The organism is Methylophilus sp. DMC16, from assembly GCF_056314045.1.
On record NZ_JBQUZC010000003.1, the window covers coordinates 513,088 to 534,751 of the forward strand.

Annotated in this window: 20 protein-coding genes; 16 read left to right on the forward strand and 4 right to left on the reverse strand. The window is 51.4% G+C overall.

Annotated elements, in window-relative coordinates; genetic code table 11:
• Positions 1-53: 53 nt before the first annotated feature.
• The 5 genes from tpiA (at position 54) to ACT53D_RS13980 (ending at position 5,177) form a co-directional block, all read left to right on the forward strand.
• The gene (gene tpiA / locus ACT53D_RS13960) at positions 54-884 is read left to right on the forward strand and encodes a triose-phosphate isomerase (RefSeq protein ID WP_476156759.1); all 831 of its coding nucleotides are present in this window, start codon (positions 54-56) and stop codon (positions 882-884) included.
• Positions 881-1,042, forward strand: coding sequence for a DUF2256 domain-containing protein (locus ACT53D_RS13965; RefSeq protein WP_445241981.1), 162 nt, complete (start codon positions 881-883; stop codon positions 1,040-1,042). The genes tpiA and ACT53D_RS13965 overlap by 4 nt, the downstream gene beginning before the upstream one ends.
• Entirely contained in the window at positions 1,039-2,583 is a 1,545-nt protein-coding gene (locus ACT53D_RS13970) for a cryptochrome/photolyase family protein (RefSeq protein ID WP_379073734.1), read from the forward strand. Before ACT53D_RS13965 ends, ACT53D_RS13970 begins: the two co-directional genes overlap by 4 nt.
• An 80-nt stretch (positions 2,584-2,663) precedes the next feature.
• Positions 2,664-4,703: a polyphosphate kinase 1 gene (gene ppk1, locus ACT53D_RS13975; RefSeq protein ID WP_379073736.1), complete on the forward strand. Its 2,040-nt coding sequence runs from the start codon at positions 2,664-2,666 to the stop codon at positions 4,701-4,703.
• Positions 4,704-4,712: 9 nt separating this feature from the next.
• Positions 4,713-5,177: a SixA phosphatase family protein gene (locus tag ACT53D_RS13980; RefSeq protein ID WP_194749501.1), complete on the forward strand. Its 465-nt coding sequence runs from the start codon at positions 4,713-4,715 to the stop codon at positions 5,175-5,177.
• Between the two features lie 46 nt (positions 5,178-5,223).
• On the opposite strand, the gene ACT53D_RS13985 is transcribed toward ACT53D_RS13980, so the two are convergent.
• Positions 5,224-5,709, reverse strand: coding sequence for a hypothetical protein (locus ACT53D_RS13985; RefSeq protein WP_275356775.1), 486 nt, complete (start codon positions 5,707-5,709; stop codon positions 5,224-5,226).
• A gap of 143 nt (positions 5,710-5,852) precedes the next feature.
• Here ACT53D_RS13985 and ACT53D_RS13990 point away from each other — a divergent pair, with 143 nt between their 5' ends.
• Together ACT53D_RS13990 and ACT53D_RS13995 are read left to right on the forward strand one after the other, a co-directional pair.
• Positions 5,853-6,473 (forward strand): AAA family ATPase, encoded by a 621-nt coding sequence (locus ACT53D_RS13990; RefSeq protein ID WP_476144988.1) that lies wholly within the window; start codon positions 5,853-5,855, stop codon positions 6,471-6,473.
• A gap of 48 nt (positions 6,474-6,521) precedes the next feature.
• Complete coding sequence (locus ACT53D_RS13995) at positions 6,522-6,767, forward strand: hypothetical protein (protein ID WP_194749504.1); 246 nt, start codon at positions 6,522-6,524, stop codon at positions 6,765-6,767.
• 37 nt (positions 6,768-6,804) lie between these two features.
• Here the strand turns inward: ACT53D_RS13995 and ppx are convergent, their stop codons facing one another.
• The 3 genes from ppx to ACT53D_RS14010 form a co-directional block, all read right to left on the reverse strand.
• Positions 6,805-8,283, reverse strand: a complete 1,479-nt coding sequence (gene ppx / locus ACT53D_RS14000) for an exopolyphosphatase (protein WP_194749505.1) — start codon at positions 8,281-8,283, stop codon at positions 6,805-6,807.
• Positions 8,284-8,301: 18 nt separating this feature from the next.
• On the reverse strand, positions 8,302-8,577 hold the full coding sequence (locus tag ACT53D_RS14005) for a hypothetical protein (protein WP_228518934.1): 276 nt from the start codon (positions 8,575-8,577) through the stop codon (positions 8,302-8,304).
• A 366-nt stretch (positions 8,578-8,943) separates the two neighbouring features.
• Positions 8,944-9,576: a diguanylate cyclase gene (locus ACT53D_RS14010; RefSeq protein ID WP_194749506.1), complete on the reverse strand. Its 633-nt coding sequence runs from the start codon at positions 9,574-9,576 to the stop codon at positions 8,944-8,946.
• A 270-nt stretch (positions 9,577-9,846) separates the two neighbouring features.
• Here ACT53D_RS14010 and htpG point away from each other — a divergent pair, with 270 nt between their 5' ends.
• From htpG to ACT53D_RS14055, 9 genes are all read left to right on the forward strand, one after another.
• The gene (htpG, locus tag ACT53D_RS14015; RefSeq protein WP_476156763.1) at positions 9,847-11,742 is read left to right on the forward strand and encodes a molecular chaperone HtpG; all 1,896 of its coding nucleotides are present in this window, start codon (positions 9,847-9,849) and stop codon (positions 11,740-11,742) included.
• 304 nt (positions 11,743-12,046) lie between these two features.
• Complete coding sequence (locus ACT53D_RS14020) at positions 12,047-12,574, forward strand: hypothetical protein (RefSeq protein ID WP_476156765.1); 528 nt, start codon at positions 12,047-12,049, stop codon at positions 12,572-12,574.
• A 21-nt stretch (positions 12,575-12,595) separates the two neighbouring features.
• Positions 12,596-12,937 carry an antibiotic biosynthesis monooxygenase family protein gene (locus ACT53D_RS14025; RefSeq protein ID WP_476156767.1) on the forward strand — a complete coding sequence of 114 codons (342 nt, stop codon included), beginning with the start codon at positions 12,596-12,598 and terminating at the stop codon, positions 12,935-12,937.
• 105 nt (positions 12,938-13,042) lie between these two features.
• Positions 13,043-14,326, forward strand: coding sequence for a HEPN/Toprim-associated domain-containing protein (locus tag ACT53D_RS14030; RefSeq protein ID WP_476156769.1), 1,284 nt, complete (start codon positions 13,043-13,045; stop codon positions 14,324-14,326).
• Positions 14,327-14,404: 78 nt separating this feature from the next.
• A complete protein-coding gene (locus ACT53D_RS14035) occupies positions 14,405-15,439 on the forward strand; it encodes a hypothetical protein (RefSeq protein ID WP_476156771.1) in 1,035 nt (344 codons plus the stop codon).
• Between the two features lie 344 nt (positions 15,440-15,783).
• Positions 15,784-17,046, forward strand: coding sequence for an OmpP1/FadL family transporter (locus ACT53D_RS14040; protein ID WP_476156773.1), 1,263 nt, complete (start codon positions 15,784-15,786; stop codon positions 17,044-17,046).
• Between the two features lie 157 nt (positions 17,047-17,203).
• A complete protein-coding gene (locus tag ACT53D_RS14045; protein WP_476156775.1) occupies positions 17,204-19,705 on the forward strand; it encodes a glycogen/starch/alpha-glucan phosphorylase in 2,502 nt (833 codons plus the stop codon).
• 195 nt (positions 19,706-19,900) lie between these two features.
• The gene (locus tag ACT53D_RS14050; RefSeq protein ID WP_476156806.1) at positions 19,901-20,575 is read left to right on the forward strand and encodes a DUF4197 domain-containing protein; all 675 of its coding nucleotides are present in this window, start codon (positions 19,901-19,903) and stop codon (positions 20,573-20,575) included.
• A 116-nt stretch (positions 20,576-20,691) separates the two neighbouring features.
• Positions 20,692-21,657, forward strand: a complete 966-nt coding sequence (locus ACT53D_RS14055) for a mitochondrial fission ELM1 family protein (RefSeq protein ID WP_275356784.1) — start codon at positions 20,692-20,694, stop codon at positions 21,655-21,657.
• Positions 21,658-21,664: the final 7 nt, after the last annotated feature.

Genomic DNA, 21,664 nt, shown 5'->3' on the forward strand with positions numbered 1-21,664 from the left:
TAAGTTGAGCACATCAACAATCCGCACGAGGGGGCATGAATAAAGGAAACATCATGCGACAAAAATTAGTGGTTGGTAACTGGAAGCTACACGGTGGGTTGCTCGAAAACCAGGGCTTGCTCAACCGTCTCAAGCAAGATCTGCACGATCTGCAGGGCATGGATGCGGCGGTCTGCCTGCCCTATGTCTACCTGTTTCAGGCGCAAGCCCTGTTGCAGGATTCGGCCATTGCCTGGGGCGCGCAAAATGTCAGCCAGTATACAGAGGGCGCATTTACCTCCTGTATTTCGGCCAAAATGGTCGCCGAGTTCGGTTGCACCTACACCATTATCGGGCATTCCGAGCGCCGTGCGCTCAAGCTGGAAAGCAACCAGGTTGCCACCAAGCGCATGCTCAATGCCCTGCATGCCGGGCTGACGCCGATTTTTTGTGTGGGTGAAACGCTAGATGAGCGCGATGGCGATATGGCCGAGTTGATTGTGCGTAACCAGATGCTGAATGTGGTGTATGGCCTGGATGACGAAGCATTTGCGCTGGCCAAAAAATTCAATATGGTGATCGCCTATGAACCCGTGTGGGCGATAGGCACCGGCGAGCATGCCAGCCCGGATCAGGCGCAGCGGATGCATGCGTTTATCCGCATGATGATTGCCGAGCGTGATCGCGAATTTGCCGACCAAATCCGCATTGTGTATGGCGGCAGCATGACCCCGCAAAATGCCCACAGCTTGTTGAGCATGCCAGATATTGATGGCGGCTTGCTCGGGCGTGCGGCGCTGGTGGCGGAAGACTTTATCGAAATCTGCAAGATTGCCAGCCGCTGCTATCAGCAAAAAAAGGTATTTAAGGAACCATCGGACGCCATTCCAGTCTTTGAGGCATGATTTCAGACTTCAAAGGCAACAAGACACAGCTACCAAGCAAGCTTTGCCAGCAATGTGGCAAGCCCATGACCTGGCGCAAGGCCTGGGCCAAGAATTGGGAACAGGTCAAATATTGTTCTGAACGTTGTCGCCGTCAGCCTCGCACAAAAGCGTCATGAGGCATCTGGTGATTATTTTGGGTGACCAGCTGACACTGGATAACCCGGCCCTGCTGGATTTTGATCCTGCACAAGACCATATTGTAATGGCCGAGGTCAGACAAGAGTCTACCCATGTTTGGTCACACCGTCAGCGCATTACCCTGTTTCTTTCTGCCATGCGGCATTTTGCCGAGTGCTTGCGTGCGCAATCCTTTCCGCTGACCTATTTTGCGCTGGATGATCAGGCCCATCCCGATTTGCCAGCCGTTTGGCAAGCGATGGTGCAACAGCATCGGCCACTCGCCCTCAAAGTATGCGAGCCCGGTGACTGGCGCATCTGGCAGCAATTACAGGCCGTGGCTGATCAATCTGCCACGCCACTGCAGGTGCTGCAAGACACCCACTTTATGTGCAGCATCGACCAGTTCAAGCGCTGGGCGGATCACTACGGTGAAAAAAATACTTCTTTGCGCATGGAGTTTTTTTACCGCAGCATGCGTAAAAAATACCAGATTCTGATGGCGGGGGATGCGCCCGAGGGCGGCGACTGGAACTATGACCAGGACAATCGTCAGTCTTTGGGCAAGCAGGGGCCACAAGACCTGCGGCCGCCACCCACTTTTGCACCCGATGCTGTGACCCAGGCCGTGATGACCCTGGTCAATCAGACCTTTCATGATCATCCGGGAGCCTTGGATGACTTTCAATGGCCGGTCACCCGTGAGCAAGCACTCACCTTGCTGGCACATTTTGTTGCAGAAAAGCTGGCGCGGTTTGGCCCATATCAAGATGCGATGTGGCAAGCAGAGCCATACTTGTGGCATTCACTGCTGGCCTCGGCCTTAAACCTCAAATTGCTCAATCCGCGCGAAGTGATTGCTGCCGCTGAGCAGGCGTATCGGCAGGGGCAAGCGCCATTGGCCAGTGTGGAGGGATTTATCCGGCAGATTTTGGGCTGGCGCGAGTTTATCCGTGGCGTATATTGGCTGGAAATGCCCGCGCTGGAAAAGGCCAATTATTTTAACCATCAAGGGGCGCTGCCCGCCTGGTTCTGGACGGGGCAAACTGGCATGCATTGTTTAGCGCAGTGCATCGGGCAAACTTTGCAGCATGGTTACGCGCATCATATTCAGCGTCTGATGGTGCTCGGCTTGTTTGCCACGCTGGCAGAATTGTCCCCGCAACAGGTTTCGGACTGGTTTTTGGCGGTGTATGTTGATGCAGTGGCGTGGGTGGAGTTACCCAATGTCGCGGGTATGGCCCTGTTTGCCAACGGCGGCCGCTTTACCAGCAAGCCGTATGTGGCCAGTGGTGCATACATCCAGCGCATGAGCAATTATTGCCAGCACTGCAAATATGACCCTAAACAAAAAACGGGGGCGCAGGCTTGCCCGTTCACCACCTTGTATTGGGCATTTTTAATCAAGCATGAGGCATTGTTTGCACGCAATCCGCGGACCAGTTTGATGGTGAAACATGTGGCAAAACTTTCCGCGGCAGAAAAGAACGAGATCACCACGGCTGCCCGGTTGCGATTGCAACACATCGCGCAGCTATAAGCGGCTGGCGTGAATTAAGAAAGATGTAATTTCATAAAACTGTCACAATTGAAAGCATTGCAGCCGATACAATATCCGCCATGAAAAATAACACGCCCGCCCTGCTAGACAGAGACCAAAGTATCCTCAGTTTTAATGCCCGAGTGTTGTCTCTGGCTCAGCGAGAGGACTATCCCTTGCTGGAGCGTTTACGCTTTTTGTGTATCGTCACCAATAACCTTGACGAGTTTTTCGAAGTCCGCATGCCTTTGCAGATGGAGGCATATCAGCAAGGCGTGACCAGTGGCCCGGTCACTGCGTCGACCTGCGAGCAAGTAGCGACCATGGCGCATGCGCTGGTGGCCCAGCAATACCAGCTATTTAACGATGCGCTGATGCCGGCGCTGGCAAAAGAGCACGTACATCTGGTCTCGGGTGGGGTCAGGACCCCAGAGCAAACCACCTGGGTGTCCAATTACTTCAAGCGTGAAGTGTTGCCGTTCTTGATGCCAGTGTCGCTGGACCCTTCGCATCCTTTTCCGCAAGTGGCCAATAAATCGCTCAACTTTATTGTGCGCATTGCCGTCGATGGTGAAGAGAAAATCGCCATCGTACGTGCGCCGCGTGTGGTTCCGCGCCTGGTGCAATTGCCACCGTCTATCAGCAAGGGTGAACAGTGCTTTGTCTCATTGACCAGCATTATCCGCGCCAATCTGGAGGTTTTATTCCAAGGCGCCAGCATCCTGCATTTTTCCCAGTTCCGCGTCACCCGCAACAGTGACCTTGAGGTGGATGAAGATGATGTGATCAACTTGCGCACAGCGTTACGTGAAGAGCTGGCGCATCGGCAGTATGGTGAAGCGGTGCGACTTGAGGTGACACAAGAATGCGACGACACGCTGGCCGAGTTTTTACTCAAGCAATTTAACCTGCCGCCACTGGCGTTATACCGCGTGAATGGTCCGGTGAATCTGGGCCGCCTGATTCAGCTGCCAGACATGGCCAAAGGAGATCATCTCAAGTTTGTGCCATTCCAGCCGCACTGGCCGCAGCACATCAAAAAAAATGTTTCGCTGCTGACGCAAATGCGCGAAAAAGATTTGCTGATCCACCAGCCTTACGAGAGTTTCGAAGTGGTGATCCAGCTACTGGAAGAAGCGGTCAAGGATGAGCATGTACTGGCCATTCGCATGACCATTTACCGGACTGGGGCGGATCCACGCATGTTGCGCTTGCTGCAAGAGGCAGTGCGCCGTGGCAAGGAAGTGCTGGTGGTGGTTGAACTCAAGGCGCGTTTTGACGAAGAAGCCAACATCAACTGGGCAGAAGCATTGGAGTCGGTGGGCGCGCAGGTGGTGTATGGCGTGGTCGGCCTCAAAACACACGCCAAGATGCTGTTGATTATGCGCCGTGAGGGCAAGGTCATTCACCGCTATGGGCATCTTTCCACCGGCAACTACAACCCGAAAACCACACGTTTGTATACCGACTGGAGCATGTTGACCGCGGATGCCAATCTGACCAAGGAAATGGAAGCCGTCTTCCGTCACTTGACCAGCGAGCTGCCGATCCCGACCATGCGTCATCTGCTGGTGGCGCCCTTTACCCTGCAAAACAGCATGATCCGGCAGCTGGAAAAGGCGCAGCGCCTGGCCAGACTGGGCAAGCCCGCCAAGGTGATTGCTAAAATGAATGCGCTGACCGATGTCCCGCTGGTCAATGCACTCATGAAGGCCGCCAGTGCCGGCGTTGAGATTGATTTAATTGTGCGTGGGGCCTGCATCTTGCCGGTTGATGCGCCGTCGGTTAAAGGTCGCATCCGGGTCAGATCCATTGTCGGTCGACTGCTCGAGCATTCACGCGTGTTTTACTTTGAGCTGGATGGTCAGGTGCAGATGTGGTTGTCGAGCGCAGACTGGATGAGCCGCAACATGATCCGCCGCGTAGAATTGGCCTGGCCAATCAAAGACCCCGCCATGCAGCAACGCATTTACCGCGAAAGTCTGCAGCTTTACCTGCAAGATAATCTGGATGCCTGGCAACTGAGTGACAATGGGCAATATCAACAGGCCGCGCGGACTGAAGCTGCCGAGCCCCTGTCTTGCCAGCACCTGTTACTGCGCCAGTATCATTCTTTATAAAAGTGTGTGATGCCTGTTAAAAACCTGATTTTATGGCGACATGCAGAAGCAGAGGTGCTCATGCATGGGGCCTCTGACCTTGAGCGGCCGCTGACCGCCAAGGGACACAAACAAGCCAAGCAAATGTCCGCCTGGCTCAAAAAATACTTGCCCAAACAAACGTATGTGCTGGTGAGTCCTGCCGTGCGTACCCGTGAAACCGTGGATTACTGGGGAGAGGACTGGCAGGAAGATACACGTCTGGCGCCGGAAAGGCCGCTAGAGCCGCTACTGCAAATTCTGGCGCAAAGCCCGTTTGAATCGATGATGCTGGTTGGTCATCAGCCCTGGATAGGTGAACTGGTTGCGCATGCCTTGGGTTTGCCAGAAGGGCAGGTCAGTATCAAGAAGGGCGCGGTCTGGTGGCTGCGCTTGCCAAAATCGGGGCCGCCCTACAAATTGTATAGTGTGCAAAGCCCCGAGCTGATCAAGTAAGCGCGTAGTGGCCTGTCGCCACTGTATGCGCCGCGTGTGAACTAACTTATTTCTTTGGTCTGCCGGTTTTAATCACTGGAATGCTGGCCAGCGTGGCTTTCAACGCTGCATCATCCATGGCAGACAGCAGTTTCAGGCCAGCGCGTAACAATTCGCTTTTCTTGACAGGTTTATCCAGCGCTTCAAGGCGTTTTTTCAAAGTCGCGATTTGTGCGTACTCTTCTTTGGGCATGGTAAAGCTGTCACGTTCCATTTTGACCTTGTTGGTTTTTGGTTTGTCCTTGTCGGCCTTGTCTTTTTCAGGTGCCGTGGCGACTTTGTTCACGACCTTGATCGCTGGTGTGCCGCTCGCTTTTTTAGGCGCTGCAGCCGTTTTTAATACCGGTTTGGCTGCTGGCTTGGCTGCTACGGGTGCCACGGGTTTTGCAGCCGTTTTATTGGCAACAGGCGCCTTGGCGGTCGCAGCCGGTTTCGCTGGCGTCGTGGCCGGTTTGTTCTGGATCAAGGGTTTGTTATTTGGTTTGCTGGCCATGAGATTCTCCTGGTTGGGTTCAGTAAAAACAGTTTATACTGTTTTTGTTCAAAATCAATTGTCATAAAAATTTCATATTGATATGGTGTGATATCAGCTGGTTTTCATGACAAAATTCAACACCTTGAAACGGGGAGCGAAGCATGCGCAGGGTATTGGTGGCAAATACCAAAGGCGGCAGCGGTAAAACCACTTTAGCCACGAATCTTGCTGGCTATCTGGCGCAGCTGGGGCATAAGATTGTGCTCGAAGACATAGACCGGCAGCAATCAACCACGGATTGGCTTGCGCGTCGGCCCGCACATGTCGCCACTGTTTACAATGCCGATGATCTTGGCAAGTCCGCCCTGCAAAAGGCTGACTGGGTAATTACCGATTCCCCGGGTGGTTTGCGGGACAAAAAAATTTCTGATGCAGTGACTGAAGCCGACCTGGTACTGGTACCCGTGGCGCCTTCTGCATTTGATATCGGCGCGACGCAAGACTTTTTGCAATTGCTGGCAGAAGAAAAAACCGTCCGTAAACATAAAACATTTGTGGGTCTGGTTGGCATGCGGGTGATGCCGCGTACGCGCTCCGCAGAGCGTCTGTTGACCTTTATGGATGAGTCAGGCTTTTCTGTGCTGTCCATGCTGCGTTCTTCGCAGATTTATGTCACTGCCGCCGAAGAAGGCCTCAGTATTTTTGAATTGTCGAATACCTTGAAAGAGGTCGACATTGCACAGTGGAATCCGGTCACCGACTGGATTCTGCAAAACAGCTAAATCCGGTCTGTTTAAACAGCCGGATAGTAGACAATCAAAGGGAGTCCTATGAAAGACAAGGTCAATCCAGTGTATCTGGATAAAGTCAAACAATTACCTGCCGATGAGGCTGAGCGTATTCTGTCCCGCATGGGAGGTAAATTACCCAAACGCTTCATCAAGGAAAAGCTGAGCCAGGAAGAAGCCCTGGCCTTGCAGCTTGAAATTGAAGACGAGCAATTGCAAGAGTGGCGCGAAAAAATGGCCAAGCTCAAAGAAGAAGACGAGAAAAAAGAGAAAAAGAAAAAAGATTAAGTTTTGATCAAAAAAAACGGGCCTGGCGCCCGTTTTTTTACGTGTGTCGAATCTCTAATTGCCAGCCCAGTTTTTGCCACAGCAGGCACTCTTCCTCCAGCAGGTAATGCGTCTGCGGATGCTGGTTTGCCCATTGCGTGGACAGCGCCAGAATAAACTGCTGTTTATGGCGTTCCAGCTGCAGGTGCTTGAGCGAGGGCATGCGGCGGGAATGGCAAAAGATTACGGCCAGACGCAATGCCATGAGCTGGCAAACCAAATCCTGATTATCAAAGTCTGCATCCAGTTTGCGTAACTTGCCTTGATGGCCGAGCACCAGCAGGCTGATGGTATGCAGTTCACTTTGCGCAAAGCCCATCAATTCGGTGTTATCCAGAATATAGGCGCCGTGTTTGTTGCAATCGGTATGTGAAATCGCCCAGCCAATTTCATGGCACAGCGCCGCCCAATGCAGCAGTGGCTTCTGCGTATCACAGGCCAGCATGGCGTCGTAAAAATACAGCGCCATTTTGCTGACGTTGTTGGCATGTTCCATTTCGACACCAAATTGCTTGCACAATCTGGCAATCGACGCAGTACGCAAATCTTCGGTGACATCTTCCGGGTTTAGCATGTCATAAAGCACGCCATGCCTTAACGCGCCGTTAGCCACCATCAGCGTGTCAATTTTCAAGGTATCAAATACTGCGGTCAGTACGGCCAGGCCACCGCCAATCACTGCACGCCGGTCATCCTTGAGGCCTTCCATGTTCAGCCGGTCTGGCGATTTGGCTTTGATCAGTGTCTGCTTTAGCCACTCCAGCTGCGCGCGTTCAATGCGGTCAGCCGCGAAGCCTGCGCCTGCCAACACATCGGCGACCGCGCCCACCGTGCCCGAGGCACCATAGGCCACTTCTGCTTTTCCGACATAGCGGTTGGCAATCATGTCGATAATCGACTCGGCGGCAATTTCGGCGCGTTCAAAATTACGTTCGCTAAACTGGCCATCGGCAAAATATTTTTGTGACCAGCCCACCGAGCCCAGGCGCAAGGATTCCGTTACCGTGGCGCGGAAGTGTTGACCCAAAATAAACTCGGTAGAGCGTCCGCCAATATCCACCACCAGACGCTTTTCGTCCGATTGCGGCAACATGCGGCTGACGCCCTGATAAATCAGCCTGGCCTCTTCGACGCCAGAAATAATCTCAATCGGATAGCCCAGGACTTTTTGTGCCTGGCGGATAAAATCTTCGCTATTGGTTGCCTCACGCAGGGTTTGGGTCGCGACAGCGCGCACATGTTCTACCGGGAAATCTTTCAGACGCTCGCCAAAGCGGGCCAGGCATTTCAGGCCGCGCTCAAACGCCTGCGGTTTCAGATTTCGGTCTTCGTCCAGGTCCCCGCCCTGGCGGACCGCCTCTTTCAAATAATCCACGCGCAGAATCTGGCCATCGACCACGCGTCCGATCTCGAGACGAAAACTGTTGGAGCCCAAATCTACAGCGGCGAGCTGGGTGTCATGATTAATATTTAGCATGCGTTAATACGGAGGTGATTACTTAAGATAGCGTTGTATGGCCTGTGGGTACTCTGGAAAATAGCGCTCAATCACGCTTAAATCAAAGCTTCTCAAAATGCTGGTGTTTGATTCCCGGTCAAGCAAAAACTGAAACGAGGCACTGACCAGTTCTGCCACCGTTTGGCTGGCATCAAGCAATGGTTGGGCATAATCTGGCTTGACATTCACTTGATGTGAGGTGGTTTGTGTCCCATGCACCGTGACAGAAAATGAATTGGGACTGGTCTCAGTCACCTCAATTGTTGCCATCATTGCCTCCCCAGACACATCGTTCAAACAGTATAAATTGTTATGTTGGCAGAGGCCAGTGAAAGTAATATGAAAAAATCAGCGATGACCAGCGCGCTGGCGTGCGCCTTTCGTAAAGGCGAGCAAATACAAGGCTCTGCCCGGTCATGACGGTGGTTCGCATTCTAAAAAGAATAAAAATTTAATCGCGATCCTGGATGTTTTGGTATTTTTTCTGCCGGACGTCATTACGTCCATGCCATAGCACTTAGCAATAAACGCAGTGGGCGGCACTGATTAAGGCCGACCAGCGGCAATGCATACTCACCGCCTGCCATGCTTGGGAGCACTTTAATCTTGCAGGCAAGCGCCGAAGGCGCTCGCCTTTGCTTACTTCAACAAAATGATACGGTTGATCTGCCCCAATCGATACGCAGTCTTGCTCAATTTGCCCCCTTTCAGTGCAAGGGGCCGAATCGGGCAGGGCGGGATACGCCGTCCATCTTCGAGCAAGGTGTCGTCCTCAGCCGTGGATTGCCAGACGCCGCCATTGACGGGCCGGAATTGCCAGCGGATATACCCAACTTTGGCACCGAGATGCAACATTTCGTCACGGTCTGGGGCATCGCTGACCAGTAGTTCGTCTTCCAGCACTTCATCATATTTACCAAACGCCTGTTTGCAGGCCAGCGCTTCTTGCTCGCTGGCACCGACCCAGGTGCAAGCGCGGTGCTCTTCGCGTTGCACGTCCCAGGCGCCCAGTTGCCAGGCCGCGTCCAGCACGGCTTCGTCGACCACTTCCGGTTGCCGCCAGCGGTCATTGATTTGCAAGGCCGAGCCAGGCACTGGCTGCAGCGTCGGTTTAAGCATGGGGAGGGCGGGCGTCGGCTGTTTGCGAAAGCCATGCCAATGCAACATGAGCAACACCGGGGTATCTGCCCGCGGGACGGCGGTCAAGGTGACTGCATATAGCGGCAGTTTCATGACCTGCATTTGCTCGATTAACGTGTGAAATAGATTCATACACTACGCTCCTTACCTGACATCAGAACAAAGAATGCTGCGTTACAAAATAACTAGCAAAAACTATGCAAATAAATCGGTTTTAATTGGCTGAATAACGCCTTGTTTATTGGCCTCAACGCCGGAATCCGGTTGCCAGTCATGGTTTTAAATGATGGTTTGTCATAGATCCACGCCTGTTTCACAATCTCCCCTCTTGAAAAACGGTTTTTGCTTCCCCATCTAGGGTTAAATTTTTGTGTTTAACCCTGTTTTTTTGGAGGATCTGTCATGACAACTGCGACAGCAGAATCGCAATCCAAGCAGACCATGGGCTTTCAGGCCGAGGTCAAACAATTACTGCAATTGATGATTCATTCGCTCTACAGCAATAAAGAAATTGTCTTGCGCGAATTGATTTCCAACGCTTCTGACGCGGCTGACAAGTTGCGTTTTGAAGCCATCTCAAATGCTGCTTTGTATGAAAATGACAGCGAGTTAAATATTCGAGTTGCATTTGATAAAGCAGCCCGCACGCTGACCATTTCTGATAATGGTATCGGCATGCGCCGTGAAGAAGTGATCAACAACATTGGTACCATTGCCAAATCCGGCACCAAAGAATTCTTCCAGAACCTGACCGGCGACCAAGCGAAAGATGCCAACCTGATTGGCCAGTTTGGTGTGGGTTTTTACTCCAGTTTTATCATTGCCGATAAAGTCACCCTGATTACCCGCCGCGCGGGCGAGACTGAAGCGGTGAAGTGGGAGTCGCATGGCGAAGGCGATTTCACCATTGAGACTACCGAAAAAGCCGGTCGCGGCACCGATGTGATTTTGCATCTGCGCGAAGGCGAAGACGAATTCTTGAACGACTGGAAACTGAAAACCATCGTCCGCAAATACTCTGACCACATCACCCTGCCGATTGTGATGAAAAAATCAGAATGGAAAGACGGCGAACAGGTCCCCACCGATGAGGACGAAACCGTTAACAAAGCTTCTGCCTTGTGGGCACGCAGCAAAAACGACATTAGCGAAGAAGAGTACAACGAGTTTTACAAACACGTTTCACACGACTTTGAAAATCCGTTGGCCTATACCCATAGCCGCGTAGAAGGCAAGCAAGAATATATCTCACTGCTCTACGTGCCAGCCAAAGCGCCATTTGATTTATACGACCGTGATCGCCGCCAGGGCATCAAGCTGTATGTGAAGCGCGTGTTTATCATGGAAGACGCCGAAAAACTCATGCCGCAATACCTGCGTTTTGTGCGTGGCGTGATTGACTCCGCTGACCTGCCACTCAACGTCTCGCGCGAGATTCTGCAAGACAGCCGCGATGTTGAGGCAATTAAAAACGGCTCCGTGAAAAAAGTGCTGGGCCTGCTGGAAGACCTGGCTGAAAACAAACCCGAAGACTACGCCAAGTTCTGGGAACAGTTTGGCCGCGTGCTTAAAGAAGGACCCGGCGAAGACTTTGCTAATAAAGACAAAATTGCCAGCCTGTTGCGCTTTGCATCTACCCACGCGGATACAGAGGAGCAAAATGTCTCGCTCAAAGCCTACATTGAACGCATGAAGCCCGAGCAAGAAGCGATTTACTACATCACAGCCGATACGTTTGCTGCGGCGAAAAACTCACCACACCTGGAAATCTTCCGCAAAAAAGGCATTGAAGTGTTGCTGATGTCTGACAAGGTTGATGAATGGTTGCTGGGCAGCCTGACCGAGTTTGAAGGCAAAAAACTGCAATCCATCGCCAAGGGTGACTTAGACCTCGGCAAGCTGGAAGACGAAGCTGACAAAGAAGCCCAAAAACAGGTTGAAGAACAAGCCAAAGATCTGGTCGAGCGCATTAAAACCGCGCTGGGCGAGAGCGTGAAAGAAGTCAAAGTGACGCACCGCCTGACTGACTCCCCTGCTTGTTTGGTGGCTGGCGAGCATGATTTGTCCGGCAACCTGGCACGTATCCTCAAAGCCGCTGGTCAAAAAGCGCCTGACAGCAAACCGATTTTAGAAATTAACCCGACCCACCGGTTGGTTGAAAAGCTGAAAGCTGAAAGCGACGATGCCAAGTTTGCCGATTATGCGCATGTGCTGTTTGATCAAGCGCTGTTGGCAGAAGGTGGCCAGTTGGAAGATCCGGCTAGCTTTGTTAAGCGTATGAATAGTTTGATTTTGTAATTGTTTGAATTTATCGCATTGGAAAAGCCACCTAATAAAGGTGGCTTTTTTGTTTTGCAATTAAGAGGTCTCAGCATAGCTGAGTAAGCTGTAATCTTGCTATGGAAAACGATTTTGTAGATTTTTATCGGCTGTGGCATTATCTTTCACTAAATAAATTAACGAGAACTGATTCGTTGCAATTAACCTCTTTAAATACGCTCTCTATTCTTAAATCAAGTGATTGTGTTTTATATAAAAATGAAAATTTCAACGCTCTATTACCCGCTGTCATTAGGACGGCTACTTAATAATTAGAGGTAAATTGAGAAAACTTTCTTTTTTCATGTTGTCAGTCTTTCTTCTGCAATGCTCTACAGCTTTCGCAGCCGTAGAATTCTCAGGACAATGGCTAAATCAACTAGATACAGGCACGGCTTCAGATACTTTTGTAGTCGAAACAACACTCCACATTGAGCAACGCGGCAAGCTTTTATGTGGTGCTTGGATGTCCAACGCATTTTTTAATGGGCACATTTCAACGGGTCATGTTGTTGGAGAGGTTTCAGGAAATTCAGCTAAAATAATATTTAGTGAGAATTTAAGAAGTGAGGATGGTCTGGTGAGTAGCTACAGTCCAAGTAAGTCAAGCTCAACTCAACATCTATCGCTCAAAGGTAGCCAACTTTACGCAAAATATAAAGATTATGGGCTCAATCACCAAATTAAAACTTTTGAAGTTATTTACAAAAAACAAACTCAACCAGCCTCCGTGTCAGAAGAAAGTTGGAAAATATGCCAAAAATTCCCTCTAACCCATCATTCAAGCGGGACGCCTAAAGGCGCCCCTTAATTCAAACGTTGGGCTAGTACCATGAGTCTCTCTTCACCTTTCGCCAAAACCCCAAAACCGCCGTATTATGCGGTGATCTTCTCGTCTCAAAGAACCGAGGGCGTTGGAGGCTACGAAATTATGGCAGAGCGAATGGTTGAGCTTGCTGGCCAGCAGCCAGAGTTTCTTGGCGCTGAAAGCGTCCGAGGCTCCGACGATTTTGGTATCACTGTTTCATACTGGTCTTCTACAGAAGCTATCGCCGCGTGGAAGGCCAATGTTGAACACTTGGCTGCACAAGAAATGGGTAAGCGCAAGTGGTACGAAAATTATGAGCTCAGGGTCGCAAAGGTTGAGCGCGCATATGGCAAACCTACGGCCTAACAATTTCGTCGAGAGAGACCGCCCACAAGCTGCGCTTGTGGGTTCCCTTCGCGGCTACGGCGGCCCCTCACGTCAAACGTTGGACCTCTACTTGGTTTGAAGCATATGGGTTCTTACACAGACCTCTCAATCGACGATTACCCGATATTGGAGACAAAAAGTTTTGTCATTCCGGAAGTAATGACTGTGTTCCAGGAGTCCGATAAGCACATCGTTACTAGGAAAGTTTCCGAGAGAAACGAACTGGTATGGGGAAAGGTCAGTCCAGATGAAGATCAAGATGAGGTCGCAGTCACTTATTGCTGCGAAGTCTGGAAGGCAATCGAGCGACTCGACGTTATGGGTTTTACGATGCGTCGGGTTCGTAAAGAGTTTGAGGATAAACGTATATCGGAAGTAGAAAAATACACATCCTGGCTTGACGACGATGACGATGGTTGGTGCCGAGATGATCTTGACTATTTCGTTAATCTAACATTTGACCGCTATGTGGAAGCACTCCGCACCGTGCTAACCCAGCGCATTCTGCCTTCGCAACTTGGCGACACGAACACTAATCTTGACCCCGTCGTGAAAAGAATTGTGGGTAACAATGAAGACTATGCTTTTGGCTTTCTAGGTTCAGACTTTCGCTCCTTTATTCGAGTCGCTTGTGAGTTGGTGCCCAAGAGTAGCCAAGTGGTACAGGATATTACCGAGGTGGTGCACGCTGGATACTACGAGGAAGACGAACCGGTTTGCACCAATTCAACCCGCGCGCTTACCGCAGGGCACCCAGAAAATTCAGCTCGGATCATCCTCACCGAAGGTTCAACTGACGTCGAGATTTTACGAGAGGCACTTGCGCTTCTTTATCCACACCTTTTCGATTACTACACCTTTCTGGATTTTGCGTCTGCTCGGCCTCAAGGCGGAGCGGGAAGCCTTGTTACAACAGTCAAGGCATTTGCCGCGGCGGGCATTTCAAACAGAATAATTGCCGTATTCGACAATGACACTGCGGCATTCGACGCAAGGCGCTCGCTTGCTTCACTCCAACTTCCGCAGAACATTGCTGTGTGCAGCTACCCCAATCTAAGCTCGCTGGAAGCCTATCCCACCTTAGGCCCTAGCGGTCTTGCTCCGCTCAATGTCAATGGCTTGGCGGCCAGTATTGAGCTCTATCTCGGAAAGGACATACTCGCCAACGGCGAAGACTTTCCCGTTCAGTGGAAAGGCTATGTCGAATCAGTGGGAAAGTATCAAGGCGAAGTGATGTACAAGGGGCGCATCCAAGAACGATTCCGAGAAAAGATCGCACGATGCAAGTCATCTGCAGATGAGATCAACCGCTTTGACTGGTCTGGCCTGAAAGCAATTCTCGAAGTAATTTTCCATGCCTTCGACTAACAGATGCACAACCCATCATTCCACCGGACCTGCGCGAAAAGCCGCGCAGGCCGGTGAATTCAAATGTTCGGGGTGTTCATGAACATTACTCGCGCTCTTCTCGCCAAAGCTGCTGCTGGGGATGTGATTCGCCCCGACCAAGCCGATGCGCTTTGGGCCTTCCTATCTGAGCATACGGCAGACGCACCGTCCTTCCGCTTCACACACATCCTCTACTATCTCGGTGGTCTCATTGCCATCGGCGCGATGACACTCTTCATGACGCTCGGCTGGGAGCGATTTGGCGGTTGGGGACTTTTCTCTATTGCACTGGTCTACGCCGCAGTAGGGCTATGGCTAACGGAGTTTCTACTCAATCGTCTGAGATTTGCTATCCCGGCAGGCATCGGTGCCGCGTTTGTCGTTGCGCTTACACCATTGGCGATTTACGGCTTGCAGGCCGCACTCGGCTTCTGGGTGGAGGGAAGAACATACCGTGAATACCACACCCACATCGATTGGCGCTGGATTCTCATGGAACTCGGCACCCTCGCCACTGGCACTGTCATGTTATGGCGCTATCGCTTGCCATTCCTGGTAATGCCGGTCGCCATAACGCTCTGGTACATGAGTATGGACCTGACGCCCTTTCTATTCGGTGAAGCTGACACGAACTGGGATCTACGCAAATTCGTTTCGTTGTGGTTCGGTCTTCTGATGGTATTGCTGGCATTTTGGGTAGATGTGCGTACGAGCCATGAGAAGGATTACCCCTTCTGGCTCTACTTGTTCGGAGTACTCGCATTATGGTGTGGGCTATCGCTGATGCGCTCGGATACTGAGTTGAACAAGTTCATCTACCTTTGCATCAACCTCCTGATGCTCGTCATTGGAGCAATGCTTTCTCGTCGAGTATTCGCCGTATTCGGTGGGCTCGGTTCGGCCGGCTATGTCGGACACTTAGCTTACGAGGTCTTCAAGGACAGCATGATGTTCCCAGTTGTCTTAACCGCAATTGGTCTTGCTATCATCTATCTCGGAATAGTCTGGCAACGTCATGAGCAGGGCATCTCATCCCGCCTTCGTGCTTTGTTGCCTGTGCCAATGCGAGAGCTCATAGAGCGCAGACATTGATGCCGACCGCCTCGAACAACATGAATCGATCACTTCATCTGAGCTTGCGCATAAAGCCCTGCAAGTCGGTGAATTCAGACGTTAGGCATCATGACCGAGCGTAGCTCTATCGCATGTATCTTCTGCTTCGGATGCGAGAGCCGAGTAGGGTGGACAACTTGTTGCCCACTCGTTCAATCCATTCTCAAAAATAGGCAATGTTCTATTAGGTAAATTGTCATTTTATAAAAGCTCGCATCGCGGGCTTTTATATTTTTAAGTTATAAATATATTTTTATATATTATTTATTGGAATTTTAATCGCTTGATATATTGCAATCCAACAAGGTTATTGAAGGATTGAGATGTATAAGTGGTCAAAGATTATTCCGGTAGCGGTCGCTTTTTCGTTTGGTAATGCGTGGGCGACCGATGGTTATTTTTCGCATGGCTATAGTGTTCGCTCTCAAGGCGTGGGTGGCGTGGGCATCGCTTTGCCACAAGATGCGCTGGCGGCGGCAGCCAACCCGGCGGGCATGGGTAAAGTGGGGAGCCGTGTGGATGCGGGCGTGACTTGGTTTAGGCCGGTGCGTGAATCGGAAATTGAAGGCAGTGGTGCGCCAGGGGCCAATGGGACTTATAAAGGCAATGATAGCCAGAATTTCTTTATTCCAGAGCTAGGCTACAACACGCAGTATTCTGAGGATGTGACGCTGGGCGTGAGTGTTTACGGTAATGGCGGCATGAATACCGACTACAAAAAGGGTATTCCGCTGTTTAACAGTAACGGTCGCCGCACGGGCGTGGATTTGGCGCAGGTGTTTGTGGCGCCGACCGTCACCTGGAAGGTGCATGAGCATCACACCCTAGGAGTTTCCCTGAATCTGGCTTATCAGCGGTTTGAAGCCAAGGGACTGCAAAACTTTAGCAATGCCAGTAGTTCAGCTGCTAACTTGACCAACAATGGTCATGATGATTCTTATGGGGCGGGTGTGCATATTGGCTGGCTGGGTGAGATCACGGATGCCGTGACGCTGGGGGCCACTTATCAGAGCCGAACTTACATGAGCCGGTTTGACAAGTACAAGGGCTTGTTTGCCGAGCAGGGTGACTTTGATATCCCCTCCACCTATGGCGTGGGCGTGGCGGTCAAAGTGACGCCGGCATTGACACTGGCCGGGGATTTTCAACGCATCAATTACAGTGAGGTAGATTCGATTGGTAACGCCTCTTTATCTAACCTGAGCAATGGTTTGGGTAACGATAATGGCGCCGGGTTTAACTGGCAGGATGCCAAGGTGTATAAAATCGGGGCGTTGTATCAATATAGCCCGGCGTTGATTTTACGTGCAGGCTATAACCATGTGGACCAGCCGATTAGAGCGGGCGATACGCTGTTTAATATTCTGGCGCCGGGCGTGGTGAAAGATCATGTGTCGATTGGCGCGACTTGGGTGCTGAGTCCGCAATCGGAAGTCTCGTTTGCTTACACGCATGCCTTTGAAAATACGGTGCGTGGTCAAAACTCGATTCCACCGGGGGCTCCACCTAGCGGTTTTGGCGGCGGCGAGGCGAATCTGCGCATGTATCAGGACGCATTGGGGGTTGCTTATACCTGGAAACTTTAGTTTTCGTGCTTATCTCTGCCTGGGTCGGCAGTATAATTCAAAGCCACAATGAGAATTTTGTGGCTTTTTTTATGTCTGACACATTCTTGCTGTAGGCTTGCTTTTTGCTTTTGCTAACTGAAAGCAATTCAATGAATCAAACTCAAGGGGAAGATGCATGACTGCCAATGTGAAAAAAACACCTAAATCCAAGACACCCGTAGAAGCTGCGCAACCGGTTGAAGAGTTTTTGCTGGAGCAATTGCCTATCCCCCAGGCGTTGCGTAACCACCTGACTTTTTCTATTGGTAAATCAAACTCTTGGGCCACGGCACGTGACTGGTATCAGACCGCTGCTTTTACCGTGCGCGACCACTTGATGAGCCGCTGGGTGAATACACGTGATGCTTATCGAGACGCCAATACCAAGCGCGTTTATTATTTATCTCTGGAGTTTTTGATTGGCCGCATGCTGTCAAACGCCGCACTGAATTTGGGCATTGCACCCGATCTAAGCGGAGGCTTGCAGGAGATTGGCCAAAAGCTGGAAGGCGTGGCCGAGATGGAGCCTGATGCGGCTTTGGGTAATGGCGGCCTGGGCCGCTTGGCTGCCTGTTTTGTCGACTCGATGGCGACCATGGATATTCCCGCTACCGGCTATGGCATCCGTTACGACTACGGCATGTTTAGGCAAACCATCGAGAAGGGCCAGCAAAAAGAAAATCCTGATAACTGGTTGCGGTATCAGAATATCTGGGAGATTCAGCGCCCCGAGCATACTTGCGAGGTGAAGTTTTATGGCCGCGTGTTGCATGTACACACCGAACGTGGCGTGGAACATCACTGGGTCGATCATGAATCGGTGGTCGCCATGCCTTATGACGTACCTGTGCCTGGCTATGGCACGCAGACTGTGAATAATCTACGCTTATGGTCTGCCAAGGCTACCAATGAGTTTGACTTGAAATCGTTTAACGAAGGTAACTACGAAAAATCTGTAGAAGGCCGTCACGGTGCCGAAACCATCTCGCAAGTGCTCTATCCAAATGACACCTCCGAGTCGGGCAAGGTGTTGCGCCTCAAGCAGCAATACTTCTTTGTTTCGGCCTCTACACAGGATATTTTGCATCGCTTTACCAATTACAACTCGGATTGGAACACCTTGCCTGACAAGGTCTCCATTCAGTTGAATGATACCCACCCAGCGATTGCCGTGGCCGAAATGATGCATCAATTGGTCGATCATTATCACTTGCCTTGGGACCGTGCGTGGACGCTGGTCACCAAAATGTTTGCCTACACCAACCACACTTTGATGCCAGAAGCCCTGGAAACCTGGTCGGTGGACATGTTTGGACAATTGTTGCCTCGTCATCTCGAGATTATTTACGAGATCAATCACCAGTTCCTGCAAATGGTGAACCAGCACTTCCCGGGCGATACCGGCTTGTTGCAACGTGTGTCCATCATCGATGAAACTCACGGCCGCCGTGTGCGCATGGCGCATCTGGCGATTGTCGGTAGCCATACCGTGAACGGCGTGGCCGAGCTGCACAGCGAGTTGTTGAAAACCACGCTGTTTGCTGACTTCAACAAAATTTATCCTGGCAAGTTCACCAATGTGACCAATGGCATCACGCCACGCCGCTGGTTGAACCAGGCCAACCCTTTGCTGACAGAATTGCTGACCAAGCATATTGGCACCGGCTTTCAGAAGGACCTGAGCCTGATCAAGCAGATTGAGCCGTTTGCCGAGAATGCGGCGTTCAGAAAAGCGTTCCGCGAAGTGAAAAAGGCTAATAAGCAGCGCCTGGCCGACAAGATTTTGCAGAAGACGGGTATTGCGGTCAGCGCGGATGCCTTGTTTGACGTGCAAATCAAGCGTATTCATGAGTACAAGCGCCAGTTGCTCAATGTGCTGCATGTGATCACGCTGTATAACCGGATTCGTAGCGGTCATGCCAGCCATCACACGCCACGGGTGATCATTTTTGCAGGCAAGGCGGCGCCTGGCTACTGGTTGGCCAAGCAGATCATCCGCCTCATCAACGATGTGGCGGTGATGATCAATAACGACCCGGCGGTCAAAGACCAGTTGAAAGTGGTGTTTTATCCTAACTACGAGGTCAGTGCGGCAGAAATCCTGTTCCCGGGCGCCGACTTATCCGAGCAAATTTCGACCGCAGGCACCGAGGCCAGTGGCACCGGTAATATGAAAATGGCGCTCAATGGGGCCTTGACCATAGGTACGCTGGATGGCGCCAATGTGGAGATCATGGAAGAGGTCGGCAGTGAAAATATCTTTATTTTTGGCCTTACCACACCAGAAGTGGCGCAGCTGAAAGCCAGCGGCTACAACCCGTGGGATTATTACCATGGCAATGCCGAACTCAAGCAGGTGATTGATATGATCGCCAATGGCTATTTTTCGGTAGAGGAGCCATCACGCTACCAGGCCATTATTGATACCCTGTTGCACAAAGGCGATCAATACTTGTTACTGGCCGATTATGCCGCGTATGTTACCGCGCAGGAGAAAGTGGCTGCCCTGTATCAAGATCAGGAAGCCTGGTCGCGTATGGCGATTTTGAATGTGGCTCGGATGGCTAAATTCTCAAGCGACCGCACCATTGGTGAATATGCTGAACGTATCTGGAATGTGAAACCATTCAAAGCGTAAGCGCCCGGCTTTTGCGCAAGCCCACACAAAGCAAGTCCGCTGGACTTGCTTTGTGTTTTCTGGGTACACTGCGCTCAACTTGATGAGAGAACGACCAGCATGAAAATGAAAGCCAAGGTGATATTGACTGCACTGCTCCTGAGCAATGCAATCGGGATGCAGGCGCAGGCATTGGACCTGAAGGCGCTGGGCGACATGGTAGAAAAAGAGGTAAACAGTGCTGCCAGTGGCCGTAGCGAGAGCGGGGCGGTGAGCCAGCTCAGCGAAAAAGAAACCAGTGATGGCTTGAAACTGGCGCTGAGTCAGGGCGCCAGCAAAGCGGTGAGCATGCTGGGGGCGACGGATGGCTTTATGGGTAACCAGGAGGTCAAAATTCCGCTGCCGGATTCGTTAAAGAAAATCGAAAAAGGCATGCGCATGGTAGGCATGGGCAAACAGGCGGATGAGTTGGTGCTTAAAATGAACCGCGCCGCAGAGCAGGCCGTGCCCGAGGCAAAGGCCTTGTTGCTAAATTCGGTCAAGCAAATGTCGCTGACTGATGCCAAGGGAATTTTGACGGGTCCGCAAGATGCTGCCACGCAATACTTCAAGAAAACCACCGCAACTGACATGGCGGCCAAGTTTTTGCCCATCGTGCAAAAAGCCACGGCTAACGTGAAGCTGGCAGATACTTATAACAAGTATGCTGAAATGGGCAGCCAGTTTGGCCTGATCAAAAAAGAAGATGCCAATATCAATCAGTATGTGACACAAAAGGCACTAGACGGCGTCTACCTGATGATTGCCAAAGAAGAGGCTGCGATCCGTCAGGATCCGGTGGGTCAAGCCAGCAATCTGCTGAAAAAGGTCTTTGGCGCGGTCGAGCAATAACTCTGTTTGGTCCGGCCTAGCGGTTACGGGGCCGGGCTGACACAATTTGTTCATCTTGGCTTAATCAAGTCGTCATGATCTGCATCTATCCTGCGTATTAGTCGCAGGTGATGCATATGATCAGAGAAACTCATTCAACTCAAACATTCGTGGTTTGGCGTTTGCTGGATGGCAAACCAGGACATCAGCATCAGTCGCAAGGACTGGTTCAGGCCTTGCAGGCCAGATTAGCGCTACAGGTCTTTGATCTCCAGATCAAGGACGCGGGTCACGGCTGGTTGTCGTGGTTGCTGGGGCAATGGCCGGCAGGCGAGGGCTTGCCTGCACCGGATCTGATTATCGGCGCCGGTCATGCGACCCATGCCCATATGCTGGCTGCCAAACGTGCGTATGGCGGCAAAACTGTTTGCATGATGCAGCCTAGCCTGCCAGCCGAATTGTTTGATGTGTGTCTGATCCCCGAGCACGACCAATATCGCGGATTTGCCAGCTTTATTGAGACCCGTGGGGTGATCAATCACATCCAGCCTGCCAGCAAAGTGCAGCAAACCGAGCAGGTCCTGATCATGGTCGGCGGGCCCAGCAAACATTTTGAATGGGATGAGCTGGGCGTGGTGGCGCAAGTCTACGACCTGGTACGCAAGCATCCTGATCAGCATTACGTATTGACCACCTCCAGACGTACGCCGGCCAGTTTTATTTCGGCCATGCAGCGTGTCCGCCTTGCCAATCTCGAAATTGTGGCGATCACAGACACCGGGCCCGGCTGGTTGCCAGCCAAGTTGGCAACGGTTTCTGCGGCCTGGGTGACCGAGGATTCTGTTTCCATGGTGTATGAGGCGCTGACAGCACAGGTTGCCGTCGGCATCATTAATCTGACCGCCAAACGTGCCAGCCGGGTCAGTCGCGGCATCGAAAAACTCATAGACCGCCAACTGGTCACGCGTTATGACCCTTATGGCTTGTATCGCCAATTTATGCGTCCGGTGCTGGGGTTTAATGAAGCCAGCCGTTGCTGCGATTTGTTACTGGCCCATTTCAACCGTCCTGCATCCAGCCGTCTGGTCTCACGATTAATCTAGTTGTTGA